This window comes from Pseudomonas sp. 14P_8.1_Bac3 (assembly GCF_025466085.1).
GTDB lineage: Bacteria > Pseudomonadota > Gammaproteobacteria > Pseudomonadales > Pseudomonadaceae > Aquipseudomonas.
Window position 1 is genome coordinate 208,313 of sequence record NZ_JANLOD010000049.1, and the last position, 13,247, is coordinate 221,559.

General features: G+C 62.9%; 10 protein-coding genes. All 10 read left to right on the plus strand.

Going from position 1 to position 13,247, the window contains the following annotated elements:
• Positions 1-159: 159 nt before the first annotated feature.
• The 10 genes from NTD84_RS15255 (at position 160) to NTD84_RS15310 (ending at position 13,246) form a co-directional block, all read left to right on the plus strand.
• Positions 160-1,506 carry a PQQ-dependent sugar dehydrogenase gene (locus NTD84_RS15255; protein ID WP_262166955.1) on the plus strand — a complete coding sequence of 449 codons (1,347 nt, stop codon included), beginning with the start codon at positions 160-162 and terminating at the stop codon, positions 1,504-1,506.
• 505 nt (positions 1,507-2,011) lie between these two features.
• Positions 2,012-2,803 carry an enoyl-CoA hydratase/isomerase family protein gene (locus NTD84_RS15265; RefSeq protein ID WP_262166957.1) on the plus strand — a complete coding sequence of 264 codons (792 nt, stop codon included), beginning with the start codon at positions 2,012-2,014 and terminating at the stop codon, positions 2,801-2,803.
• A gap of 16 nt (positions 2,804-2,819) precedes the next feature.
• On the plus strand, positions 2,820-3,980 hold the full coding sequence (locus NTD84_RS15270) for an acyl-CoA dehydrogenase family protein (RefSeq protein ID WP_262166959.1): 1,161 nt from the start codon (positions 2,820-2,822) through the stop codon (positions 3,978-3,980).
• Between the two features lie 18 nt (positions 3,981-3,998).
• A complete protein-coding gene (locus NTD84_RS15275; RefSeq protein WP_262166962.1) occupies positions 3,999-6,086 on the plus strand; it encodes an acetate--CoA ligase family protein in 2,088 nt (695 codons plus the stop codon).
• Positions 6,087-6,123: 37 nt separating this feature from the next.
• Positions 6,124-6,825 (plus strand): NAD(P)H-dependent oxidoreductase, encoded by a 702-nt coding sequence (locus tag NTD84_RS15280; RefSeq protein ID WP_262166964.1) that lies wholly within the window; start codon positions 6,124-6,126, stop codon positions 6,823-6,825.
• Between the two features lie 48 nt (positions 6,826-6,873).
• Positions 6,874-7,509: a TetR family transcriptional regulator C-terminal domain-containing protein gene (locus NTD84_RS15285; protein ID WP_262166966.1), complete on the plus strand. Its 636-nt coding sequence runs from the start codon at positions 6,874-6,876 to the stop codon at positions 7,507-7,509.
• Between the two features lie 232 nt (positions 7,510-7,741).
• Positions 7,742-9,376: a 5-guanidino-2-oxopentanoate decarboxylase gene (locus NTD84_RS15290; RefSeq protein WP_262166968.1), complete on the plus strand. Its 1,635-nt coding sequence runs from the start codon at positions 7,742-7,744 to the stop codon at positions 9,374-9,376.
• 177 nt (positions 9,377-9,553) lie between these two features.
• Complete coding sequence (locus NTD84_RS29900) at positions 9,554-11,560, plus strand: aminotransferase class I/II-fold pyridoxal phosphate-dependent enzyme (protein ID WP_315975568.1); 2,007 nt, start codon at positions 9,554-9,556, stop codon at positions 11,558-11,560.
• A 27-nt stretch (positions 11,561-11,587) separates the two neighbouring features.
• A complete protein-coding gene (locus tag NTD84_RS15305) occupies positions 11,588-12,370 on the plus strand; it encodes a transporter substrate-binding domain-containing protein (protein ID WP_262166970.1) in 783 nt (260 codons plus the stop codon).
• A 162-nt stretch (positions 12,371-12,532) separates the two neighbouring features.
• Positions 12,533-13,246 (plus strand): ABC transporter permease, encoded by a 714-nt coding sequence (locus NTD84_RS15310; RefSeq protein ID WP_262166972.1) that lies wholly within the window; start codon positions 12,533-12,535, stop codon positions 13,244-13,246.
• Position 13,247: the final 1 nt, after the last annotated feature.

A 13,247-nucleotide genomic window follows, 5' to 3' on the forward strand; every position in this document is an offset into this window, starting at 1 on the left:
TTCGGAATAGTGCCCGGCATTGCAGGCGGGCATTCGTGCGATTCAGGCAAAATTGATTTGTGATTCGCGCGGTGGCTACGGCGGGTTGGCGCCGCGATACTTGACGGGATTTTGCCTTTTCCTGAATGGGCCCACGGATGGCCATTGCGAGGTTCGAACATGCCTGTCTCCCGCCGCCTGGCGCTCCTGATGACCACTGCCGCGTTGCTCTGCGCTTGTGGTGAATCGTCGAAACTGCCGCCTCAGGCCAGCGTCGGCCCAAACCCGCAGTTGCCGGAACCGACCACGTCGCTGATCCCCACGTTGAAGGTGTCCAAGGCCGTGGGCTGGTCGGGCAGCGACATGCCCAAGGCGCCTGTCGGTTTCACGGTGACCGCGCTGGCGGACGGTCTCGAGCACCCGCGCTGGATCTACCTGCTGCCCAATGGCGATGTACTGGTCGCCGAAAGCAATCATCCACCGATGCCTGAGGGCGCCACCGACGGCGGCAGCGGACCGCTGGCCTGGGCGAAGCGCACGGCGATGGGGATTGTGATGGGCCGGGTCGGCGCCGATGCGCCCAGCGCCAATCGCATCACCTTGTTGCGTGACGCCGACGGTGACGGTCATGCGGAAACCCGCACGGTGTTCATGAGCGGGCTGACCTCGCCATTCGGCATGGCGTTGGTGGGTGATGAGCTGTTCATCGCCAACGCCGACGCCGTGGTCAAGGTGCCTTACACCACGGGGCAAACCGAGATCAGCGCGATGCCGGTGAAGGTCACCGACTTGCCCGCGGGCATCAACCACCACTGGACCAAAAACGTCCTCGCCAATCCCGAGGGCACCAAGCTTTATGTGTCTGTAGGCTCCAACAGCAACGTCGGCGAAAACGGTCTGGACGCCGAAGAAGGTCGCGCGGCGATTTGGGAAGTCGACGTTAAAAGCGCCGAGAAGCGCCTGTTCGCCAGTGGCCTGCGCAACCCCAATGGCCTGGCCTGGAAACCTGGTTCGAACCAGTTGTGGACCGTGGTCAACGAGCGCGACGAAATCGGCAGCGACCTGGTGCCGGATTACCTGACATCGGTGAAAGACGGCGCGTTCTACGGCTGGCCATGGAGCTACTACGGCAACCACGTCGACACCCGCGTGGAACCGCCGCGCCCGGACAAGGTGGCCCAGGCCATCGCCCCGGACTACGCGCTAGGCACCCACGTCGCACCACTGGGCCTGGCCTTCTCTGACGCCCGCGCGATGCCGGCGGCTTTCGCCAGCGGGGCCTTTGTCGGCGAACACGGCTCATGGAACCGTAATCCCCAGGCCGGCTACAAAGTGGTGTTCATCCCGTTCAGCGACGGTAAGCCTGCCGGTGTGCCAATGGACTTCCTCACCGGTTTTCTCAACGCCGACGGCGAAGCCCAAGGGCGCCCGGTCGGGGTAGCGCTGGATCAGAGCGGCGCTCTGCTGGTGGCCGACGATGTCGGCAACAAGGTGTGGCGCGTAGCGATGGCCAAACCCACCCAATAACTCGCCCCCAAAGGCCGGGGCAGACGCAAAACCTGTAGGAGCGAGCTTGCTCGCGAAGAGCCGGAGGACGCCGCGGGGTGTCTGGTTTCCCGCGTTATCGTTGACGACCATCGCGAGCGTGCTCGCTCCTACAGTGGAGCGTCGCCTCGATCGAAATCCTGTAGGAGCTTGCTCCGCGCGGCGTTCCGGCGGTGGGGCATTAGCCGACGCGGGAATCATCTCCCCCTCGCGCGTGCAGTCTCTAAGCCAATTTAAAGCCCCGTCCTCTCAAAAAGGGCGGGGCTTTTTCCGTTGCTGAGTCGACCTGGAGTTGTTCGAAGATGTAACAGCTTCCTCACATGCACCGCAGCGTTTTAAACAATATCCATTTAAATCATTGTGTTAACGACAAATGCCGTCTGTTACGACGTATTTCCGAAAGGATTGCCTCGTTACTGAACAGTTGTTTAGTATCGACTGCAGTTCCGTACCTCCTGTCCAAATACAATAATGACGAGGACCTTTCATGACTTCGCAACCGTCACTGCTCAGCCGGGTTGAAAACGGCATCGCCTGGATCACCCTCAACCGCACCGAACAACGTAACGCGCTGGACATTCCAACCCTCAAGGCCCTGATCGAGCTGATCGATGCCCAGGAAGCCGACACCTCGGTCCGGGTGCTGGTGCTGACCGGCAACGGCAAGGGTTTCTGCGCCGGTGCCGATGTGGCCGAGTGGGCCGACGCCGAAAGCCGCGGCATCCTCGAAACCTATGGCTGGACCGAAACCGCTCACCAACTGATGAACCGTCTCCACGGTTTCAGCAAACCAACGATCGCCGCCATCAACGGCATCGCCGTCGGCGCCGGCATGGACCTGACCCTGTGCTGCGATTTCCGCCTCGCCGCCCAATCCGCGCGTTTCAAGGCCGGCTACACCAGCATGGCGTATTCGCCGGACGCCGGCGCCAGTTGGCACCTGCCCCGTTTGATCGGCCTCGAACAAACCAAACGCCTGCTGTTCCTCGACGAAATCTGGAGCGCCGATCGCGCGTTGGCCACCGGCCTGGTCAGCGAGGTCTGCACCAATGAAGAACTGATCGCCACCACCACGGAGCTGGCCACACGCCTGGCCAGCGGCCCGACCTTCGCTTTCGCGCAGACCAAAGTGCTGATCCGCGACGGCGCCCGGCGCAGCCTGGCCGAGCAGCTGGACGCCGAACAAGCGGCCGGTCTGCTCTGTGGTCGCAGCCAGGACGGCGCCGAAGCCCTCCGGGCCGCAGTGGAAAAACGCACGCCTCATTTCATCGGCCAGTAATCAGGTACGTACCACCATGAATTTTCAATTGACCCAAGAGCAGGACATGTTGGTCGAGTCCGTGCGCAGTTTCGTCGAAAAAGAATTGCTGCCGCACGAAGACGCCGTCGACCGCGCCGATTCGGTCCCTGAGGAACTGGCCGCGCAGATTCGCGCCAAGGCGATTGCCGCCGGTTTCTACGCGTTCAACATGCCGGAAGAAGTGGGTGGGGGCGGGCTCGATTACCTGTCCCAGGCGCTGATCGAGCGTGAGCTGTCCAAGGTGTCCTGGGCGCTGCACGTGTTCGTTGCGCGGCCGTCGAAAATCCTCATGGCCTGCACCGGCCAGCAGATCGAGGACTACCTGCTGCCCTGCGTGCGCGGGGAAAAGGTCGACTGTTTCGCGCTGACCGAGCCGGGCGCCGGTTCCGACGCCAATGCGATCAAAACCCGCGCCGTGCGTGACGGCGATGATTTCGTGTTGAACGGCAGCAAGCATTTCATCAGCCACGCCGGCCACGCCGACTTCGCGATCGTCTTCGCGGTGACCGACACCTACGAGCACAATGGTCGCCAGCGCAACGCCGTGACTTCTTTCCTGGTGGATCGCGACACCCCCGGCATGACCATTCGCCGTGGCCCGAAATGCGTGAGCAACCGCGGTTACCACACCAGCGAAATCTTCTTCGACGATTGCCGGGTGCCGGCCTCGAAAGTGCTGGGTGAAGTCGGCAAAGGCTGGGACGTGGCCAACGCCTGGCTCACGGCCGGGCGGGTGATGGTCGCGGCCAACTGCGTCGGTCAGGCGCAACGGGCGCTGGACGTGTCGCTGCAATGGGCCGCCGACCGCAAGCAGTTCGGCCACGCCATCGGCACCTACCAGGGCATCTCTTTCAAGCTGGCGGACATGGCCACGGAAATCCGCGCTGCGGAACTGCTGGCCCTGAACGTCGCCTGGAAAATGGACCAGGGCACCATGACCGACGGTGAGGCCGGCATGGCCAAGCTGTTTGCCAGCGAAGTGCTCGGCCGCGCGGCGGATCAGGCAGTGCAGATTTTCGGCGGCATGGGACTGATGGACGAAAGTCCGGTGGAGCGTATCTGGCGCAACGCGCGGATCGAACGGATCTGGGAAGGTACGTCCGAAATCCAGCGGCACATCATTTCCCGTGAACTGCTGCGGCCGTTGCTGCGCTGATTGGCCAAGGAGATTTTCATGTCGATCAGAGACAACCTCAAGCGTCTGTTCGCCCCGCGTCACCTGGCGTTCATCGGCGGGCGCAGCATGGCGCGGGCGCTCAAGCGCTGCGCCGATGGCGGCTTCCAGGGCCAGATGTGGCTGGTCAATCCGCAGCACGCCAGCCTTGAAGGTGTGCCGTGCGTGGCGTCGATTGCCGACCTGCCGTGCGGGCCGGACGGTGTGTTTATCGCCACCAACCGCGAGCACACGCTGAGCTGCGTCGCCGAGCTGGCAACCAAAGGCGCGGGCGGGGCGATTTGTTATGCCTCCGGCTTCGCCGAAACCGGCGAGCAAGGGCAAGCGTTGCAGGAGCAACTGCTGCAAGCGGCCGGCGACATGGCGCTGCTCGGTCCCAATTGCTACGGCTTGCTCGACTACCTGCACAGCGTCGCGCTGTGGCCGGTGGCCCATGGCGGCAAAGCGGTGGAGAAGGGCGTCGCGATCCTGACCCAGAGCGGCAACTTTGCCTACAACCTGTCCATGAGCGATCGTTCACTGCCGCTGGCCTACATGGCATCGGTGGGCAATCAGGCGCAACTGGGCGTGGCCGAGTTGATGGATGTGCTGCTCGACGAGCCGCGGGTCACCGCCATCGGCTTGCACCTCGAAGGCTTGAAGAACGTCCCCGGTTTTGCCCGTGCCGCGTACAAGGCGCTGGAAAAAGGCATCCCGGTGATCGCCCTGAAAACCGGCGTGTCGCAGATCGGTGCCGAGTTGGCGCTCAGCCACACCAGTTCGTTGGCCGGGTCCGATGCGCTGTACGACAGCCTGTTCGAGCGCCTCGGCGTGATTCGCGTCAGCGGTCCGGTGAGTTTCGTCGAAACCCTGAAAGCCGCCGCTTGCGGCAACTTGCCGGCAGGACCGAGCCTGATCGCGCTGGCCTGTTCCGGTGGCGACGCCGGGCTGATTGCCGACTACGCCGAACGCAATCATCTGACCTTGCCGAAGCTCGATGCCAGTCAGACGGAAGAATTGATCCACGTATTGCCGAGCTACGCCAATCTGGTCAATCCGCTGGATTTCACCACGGCGATCTGGGGCGACCGTGACGCCCTGGAAAAGATGCTCGACACGGCCCTGCGCACACCGGCCGACGCGGCCTTGCTGGTGCTCGACTATCCAGCGGAATCCACCGGCGAACGCAAGGAATGCGACTTGCTGCTGGACCTTTACTGCGACCTGCTGGCGCGCCACGGCAAGACCGGTTTTGTCAGCTCGGCATTCCCCGAGCTGCTGCCGGCCTCGGCCCGTGAACGCCTGCATGCCCGTGGCGTGGCGGCGTTGCAGGGGATAGAGGATGGCCTCGGTGCCTGGTCGCGAATCGCGCATTACCGTGTGCGTCGACACGTCTTGCTCAACGGCGGCGAAGCGGCGCTGGCGCCGATCTGCCCGGATGCCAGCGTCGGGCGGGGCCGGTTGCTGGACGAGTGGCAGTCGAAACAGGCCTTGCGCCTGTTCGGTCTGCCGTTGCCCGATGCTCGATTGTGCCGGCCCGAGCAGGCGCTGGACGAGGCGCGCAGCCTCGGGTATCCGCTGGTGCTCAAAGTGGTCAGCGCGGACCTGCCGCACAAGACCGAAGCCGGTGGCGTCGCCCTCAATCTCAAGGACGAAAAAGCCCTGGGCGCCGCGCTCGACACCATGCGCGGCAACCTTGCGCGACAGGCTCCGGGGCTGAGCTTCGATCAGGTACTGCTGGAACGCATGGCTGCACCACCCCTGGCGGAACTGATCGTCGGCATCAAGCGCGAAGCCGGCTTCGGCCTGGCGCTGGTGATCGGTGCCGGCGGGATTCTGGTCGAGCTGCTCAAGGACAGTCGTAGCCTGTTGCTGCCGACCACCGACCAGGCGATTCATGACGCGCTGCTGGCGTTGCGCTGCGCACCGTTGCTCACCGGTTTTCGCGGCGGGCCGGCGGTGGATATGCCGGCGCTGGTGCGGGCGATTCGTGCGGTGGCGGATTACGCCTGCGAGAACGCCGAACAGCTGCTGGAGCTGGATGTGAACCCTTTGCTGGTCAATGCCGAAGGCGCGGTGGCGGTGGATGCACTGATCCGCCTGGCCTGAACATTGACCGTTTCACGATCGCCATAAGGTTGCCCCAATGAATGTATTGATTCTCCATGCCCATCCAGAGCCGCAGTCGTTTACCACGGCGTTGCGCGATCAGGCGGTGCGGACCCTGGAAGCGCAGGGTCATCAGGTGCAAGTCTCCGACCTCTACGCGATGAACTGGAACCCGGTGGCCAGCGCCGAGGATTTCTCCGACCGCGAAAACCCGGATTACCTGGTGTATGCCCTTGAGCAACGTCTGGGGGTGAAGTCCAAAAGTCTGGCCCCCGACATCCAGCAGGAGCTGGACAAACTGCTGTGGGCCGACCTGCTGATCCTCAATTTCCCGATCTACTGGTTCGCCATGCCGGCGATCCTCAAAGGCTGGATCGACCGGGTGCTGGTGTCGGGCGTGTGCTACGGCGGCAAGCGTTTTTACGATCAGGGTGGGCTGGCGGGCAAGAAAGCGCTGGTCACCGTGACCCTCGGCGGCCGCGAGCACATGTTCGGTGAAGGCGCGATCCACGGTCCGCTGGAAGACATGCTGCGCCCGTTGCTGCGCGGCACGCTGGCGTATGTCGGGCTCGACGTGTTGCCGCCGTTCGTGGCGTGGCATGTGCCGTACATCAGCGCCGAGGCTCGCGAGCAATTCCTGGCCGATTACCGTCAGCGCCTGGAGCATCTGGAGCAGGATGTGCCGCTGGTTTTCCCGCGGCTGGAGCAATTTGACGAGGCGTTGTATCCCCTGCGCTGATGCAATGCTGTACCGTCAGCCATCGATTTCGAAAAGGGAAGGAGCATCATGGCCGAGGAAGCGCGTTTTCTGCGTATGGACCCCGAGCTGCGCAAGGCCAATCTGGTGGCTGCGACGCTGACGTGTCTGAAGAAGTACGGATTTGTCGGCACCTCGATCCGCAAGATTTGCGCCGAGGCCGGCGTGTCGGTGGGCTTGATCAGCCATCACTACGCCGGCAAGGATGAATTGGTGGCCGATGCCTATTTTCATATCACCGGGCAGGTCATGAGTCTGCTGCGGGAATCGGTGGCCAATGCCGGCGACGGCGCCCGACAGCAGCTGTCGGCGTTCTTCGAGGCGTCGTTTTCCCCGCGCATGCTCGACCCCGAACTGATCGAGGCCTGGCTCGCGTTCTGGGGCGCGGTGAAAACCGCTGACGCCATCAACACCGCGCACGATCACTCCTACGGCGAGTACCGGAGGATCATGGGCGACGCCTTGCAATTGCTGGCGCAGGAGGAGGGCTGGGAAGCCTTCGACAGCGAACTGGCCGCGATCGGCTTGACCGCCTTGCTCGACGGTTTGTGGCTGGAGTGCGGGCTCAACCCCAGCACGTTCACCCCGGCCCAAGGCGTACTGATTTGCGAGGCGTGGGTCGATGGCGTGCAAATGGGCGGTTACAAGCGGTTCGTCCGGGCTTGAGCGCCGCTGCCAAAAGTACGAAAAAACGGCCGCTGGTGGCGTGAATGTTCGAAGATGTAACAACTCTGTCCCGGCTTTCTGCTGCTGCGGCTTAATTCCTATTTAAAACAAATAATTACGTGTCGTTCGTGAGGCTTTTTCACGACTCAGGAAAAGATTGCTTCACTGTTGAACGAGTGTTTAATATCAACACCATCCTCCACCCCATCACAACAATAAAACGAGGGCTAGCATGAGTTCCCCATCGACCCCGCAACGATCATCCTCGACCCTCACCGGCGGCCAGGCGCTGGTGCGCCTGCTGGCGAATTATGGCGTCGACACCGTCTTCGGCATTCCCGGCGTCCACACCCTCGAGCTGTATCGCGGCTTGCCCGGCAGTGGCATCCGCCACGTGCTGACCCGTCACGAACAGGGCGCCGGGTTCATGGCCGACGGCTATGCCCGGGTCAGCGGTAAACCGGGTGTGTGCTTCATCATCACCGGCCCCGGCGTCACCAACGCCGCGACCGCCATCGGCCAGGCCTACGCCGACTCGATTCCGATGCTGGTGATCTCCAGCGTCAACCACACCGCCAGCCTCGGCAAAGGCTGGGGTTGCCTGCACGAGACCCAGGATCAACGGGCAATCACCGCACCGATCACGGCGTTTTCCGCGGTGGCCTTGAGCACTGACGATCTGCCCGAACTGATCGCCCGCGCCTTCGCCGTGTTCGACAGCGAGCGGCCACGGCCGGTGCACATTTCGGTGCCGCTGGACGTGCTGGCCGGGGCGATCAGCCGCGACTGGAGCGCCGACGTGGTGCGTCGTCCCGGACGTGGTCTGCCGGCTGACGCAGCACTCGATGAAGCGGCGCGTCGTCTGCAACAGGCCAAGCGCCCGATGATCATCGCCGGTGGCGGTGCCCTGGCGGCGGGTGCCGAGTTGCAGGCCTTGAGCGAGCGCCTCGGCGCGCCACTGTTCACCAGCGTCGCCGGTAAAGGTTTGTTGGCCCCGGACGCGCCGTTGAACGCCGGCTCCAGCCTGTGCGTGCAACCCGGTTGGGACCTGATCGCGCAAGCGGATGTGGTGCTGGCGGTCGGTACTGAAATGGCCGACACCGATTACTGGCGTGAGCGTCTGCCATTGAATGGTGAAGTGATCCGCGTCGATATCGATTCGCGCAAGTTCAACGATTTCTATCCGTGTGCCGTCGCCTTGCAGGGTGATGCCCGGCAAACCCTCGCCGCATTGCTGGCACGGCTGCCGGCCCAGGTGCGGGATTCTGCCGAAGCGGTGGCTGCGGTCGCGGGCCTGAAAGCTGCCATTCGAGCCGGTCACGGTGCGTTGCAAACGCTCCATCAGAACATCCTCGATCGCATCGCCGCGGCGATGCCCGCCGACACGTTCATCAGCAGCGACATGACCCAACTGGCCTACACCGGCAACTACGCGTTCGCCAGCCGGAACATCCGCAGCTGGTTGCACCCCACCGGCTACGGCACCCTCGGCTATGGCCTGCCGGCCGGGATCGGCGCGAAATTCGGTGCGCCGCAACGGCCCGGCCTGGTGCTGGTGGGGGACGGCGGTTTCCTCTACACCGTGCAGGAGCTGGCCACCGCCGTCGAGGAACTGGACAGCCCGCTGGTGGTGCTGCTCTGGAACAACGATGCGCTGGGGCAGATTCGCGACGACATGCTCAGCCTCGATATCGAACCGGTGGGCGTCCTGCCGCGCAATCCGGATTTCGTCCTGCTGGCCAAAGCCTTCGGCTGCACCGTGAACGAGCCGCAGAGCCTCGACGAGCTGGAGCGCGACCTGCGCCGCGGGTTTGCCCATGCCGGCGTGACCCTGATCGAACTCAAGCACGCTTGCGCGGGCCAGTAACACCCGGAAAAAACCGTACGAAATAGCGGCTCGACTGTCGTGAAAACGACCTGTTTGCGCTGAACGCGAACCCGTACGATTTTTCTGTTGAACGACTGTTCAGCTTCGACTATGTTGGCTCCACCACCCCCGGTTGGTTGCGGGCTTGCGTTTCTTCCATTCGAACGAGGCACTGGCATGCGGTTTTCACCCTTTGTTGAGCGGATTGCAGGCGACGGCGTTGCCGCCTGGGATATTCACAATGCGGCGTACGAAGCCAAGCGCCGGGGCGAGGATGTGATCATCCTCAGCGTCGGCGATCCGGATTTCCCAACGCCTGATTTCATCACCGATGCGGCGATCCATGCCCTGCGTGAAGGCGACACCCACTACACCGAAATCGCCGGCCGCCAGGCCTTGCGCGAAGCGATTGCCGAGCGCTACGGCAGGCTGTTCGACCGCGAGCTGCAAGCGTCCAACGTGATCATCGTCGCCGGTGCGCAGAACGCGCTGTTCGCCACTTCGATGTGCCTGCTCAACAGCGGCGACGAAGTGATTGCCCTCGATCCGATGTACGTGACCTACGAGGCAACGCTCAAGGCTTCTGGCGCCACGCTGGTACGCGTGCCTTGTTCCGCGGACGCCGGTTTCCGGCTCGACGCCGCCGTGTTGGCCAAGGCCATCACCCCGCGCACCCGGGCGATTTTCTTCTCCAACCCGAACAACCCCACCGGCGTGGTGCTGACCCGCGAAGAGCTGCAAGGCATCGCCGACCTCGCCATCGCCCATGACCTATGGGTGGTGGTGGACGAGGTCTATGAGAGCCTGGCTTTCGAGCGCGAGCACGTCAGCCTGGCGTCGTTGCCCGGCATGGCCGAGCGTTGCGTGGTGATTGGCAGCCTGTCGAAATCCCATGCGATGACTGGCTGGCGCACCGGCTGGATCATCGCCGACCAGGCGCTGGTGGCCCACGCCGAAAACCTGGTGCTGAGCATGCTTTACGGCCTGCCGGGGTTCGTCATGGAAGCGGCGCTCAAGGCCGTGCTGGCCCACGAAGAAGTCACCCACGGCATGCGCGATATCTATCGCCATCGTCGTGATCTGGTGGTGAACGGTCTGGCGGGGTGCCCGGGGATTTCCGTGCTCAATCCCGATGCCGGCATGTTCGTGCTGATCGACGTGCGCGAAACCGGGCTGACCTCGATTGAATTCGCCTGGCGCCTGTTGCGCGAGGCGGGGGTGTCGGTGCTGGATGCGGCGGCGTTCGGTGAGCCGGCACAAGGGTTTGTGCGGCTGTCGTTCACCCTGGGCGAAGAGCGGCTGGCCCAGGCCTGCCAACGCATTCGCGATTTTGTCCGGGTGCTGAACGGCGAAGCACCGCGGCCAGTGATCGCCCGGGTCAGCAGCTGCGCGACAGCCACCGAGCCGGTCGCGGCCAAGACCATGATCGAGGTCGATCGCCTGCATAAGAAGTTCGGCAATATCGAGGTGCTCAAGGGTGTTTCCCTGACCGCCCGCGAAGGCGATGTGATCTCCCTGATCGGCGCCAGCGGCTCGGGCAAAAGTACCTTGCTGCGCTGCATCAACATGCTCGAAGTGCCGGACCAGGGACGCATCCTGGTGGACGGCGAAAGCATTCACCTGAACCACTCGCGCCCCGGTGCGCCGCTGGTGTCCGACGCCAAGCAACTGGTACGGATACGATCGAGCCTGGGCATGGTGTTCCAGAACTTCAACCTCTGGCCCCATCGTACGGTGCTGGAAAACCTCATCGAAGCGCCGACCCAGGTCCTGCGTGAAAGCCGTGCCGAGGCCACTGAACGGGCCGAAGCCTTGCTCGAACGCGTGGGCCTCGCGGCCAAGCGCAACGAGTACCCGGCGTTTCTTTCCGGGGGGCAGCAGCAACGGGTGGCGATCGCTCGCGCCCTGGCCATGCGGCCCAAAGTCATGCTGTTCGATGAACCCACCTCGGCACTCGACCCGGAACTGGTCGGCGAAGTGCTGCGGGTGATTCGCTCTCTCGCCGAAGAAGGCCGGACCATGATTCTGGTGACTCATGAGATGGCCTTTGCCCGCGATGTGTCTTCCAAAATCGCCTACCTGCACCAAGGGCTGATCGAGGAAACCGGTTCGCCGGATGAAGTGTTCGTACACCCACGCAGTGAACGTTGCCGGCAGTTCGTCAACGCTCATCAGACTCGCTAACGCATCATAAAAAGACGGGAAAAAATCATGGGAAATCGACGTTTGGCAAACTGGTTGACCGGCGTGGCCTGCGTAATGCTGGCCGGCATGAGCGCGGCGCAAGCCCAGCCGATCAGGTTCGCGGTCGCCGCGGAACCCTATCCGCCGTACACCGAAAAGCAGGCCAACGGTGAGTGGAAAGGGTTCGAAGTCGACCTGATCCACAAGCTGTGCAGCGAAATGAAAGCCGAGTGCGAGATCAAGGAAGTGGCGTGGGACGGCATTATCCCGTCGCTGCTGGCGAAAAAGATCGACGTGATTTTCTCGTCGATGTCGGTGACTGAGGAACGGGAAAAACAGATCGCCTTCAGCAAGGCTTACTACGACTCGGTGATCGCCGTGGTCGGGCCGAAAGACGCGTCGGTGAAAAAGTACCCGGATGACCTCAAGGGCAAGACCATCGGCGTGCAGAACTCGACGGTGAGCGCGAGCTACCTCAAGACCTACTACGAAAAAATTGCCGACGTTAAGTATTACGACACCCAGGACTCGGCCAACGCCGACCTGATTGCCGGGCGGATCGACCTGATGATGGCGGACGGCACCGCCATGGCCGCGTTCGTCAAGACCCCCGACGCGAAAGACCTGGCCTACCTCGGCGCAGTGCCTTACGACCCGATCTTCGGCAAAGGCGTGGGCGCCGGTCTGCGCAAGGACGACGCCGAGCTGAAAGCCAAACTGGACAAGGCGATCACCTCGCTCCTGGCCAGCAAGGACTACGACGATCTCTCCCAACAGTACTTCGGTACCAGCGTGAAACCGGCGTTCTGAGACAAGGCAGAACACAGATCCCTGTAGGAGCGAGCTCGCTCGCGAAGAACTCGAATGCGCCGCGGTTAACCAGACAAACCGCGTCATCGGTAACGTTTTTCGCGAGCAAGCTCCCTCCTGCAGGAATTGCGTCAACCGGTGTTGCGTTAACTGGAGAGAGAAATGCCTGCAATGTTCGATCTGATCAATTTCACCGAAACCGGCTGGGGCGGCGCGTTGTTGAAGGGGCTGTGGATGACCCTGCAGATCTCCGCCGGGGCCTTCGTGGTCGGGCTGGCGATCGGTCTGGTCGTCGCCTGTCTCAAACTCAACGGGCCGCGGCCGATCGCCTCGCTGATGCGCGGCTACACCACCCTGTTCCGTGCCGTACCCGAGTTGTTGCTGATCCTGTTGCTGTATTACGTCGGCTCCATGTTGATTAACTCGTTGATGACCGAAATGGGTTACGGCGTGGTGAACGTCAGCGGCCCGCTGGCGGCGATTGTGGTGCTGGGCCTGGTGCAGGGCGCCTACGCCTCGGAGATTTTTCGCGCGGCGATCCTGGCGATTCCGTTTGGCCAGATCGAAGCGGCGAAGGCGTTCGGCCTCAGCGGGTTCGGCCTGTTCCGGCGCGTCACGCTGCCGATCATGGCGCCCTACGCCATGGCGGGCATGGCAAACCTGTGGATCAACCTGATCAAAGACAGTGCGCTGATCAGCGTGGTCGGCACCAACGAACTGTTGTACACCGCCAAGCAAGGCGCGGGTTCGACACGTCATTATCTGTTGTTCTACCTCACCGCCGCGGCGATGTATTACGTGGTGACGCTGGTGTCCAACTACCTGTCGGGACGGCTTGAGCGACGCATTCGTCGCTGGATGCCCTTGGTCGAGTGAT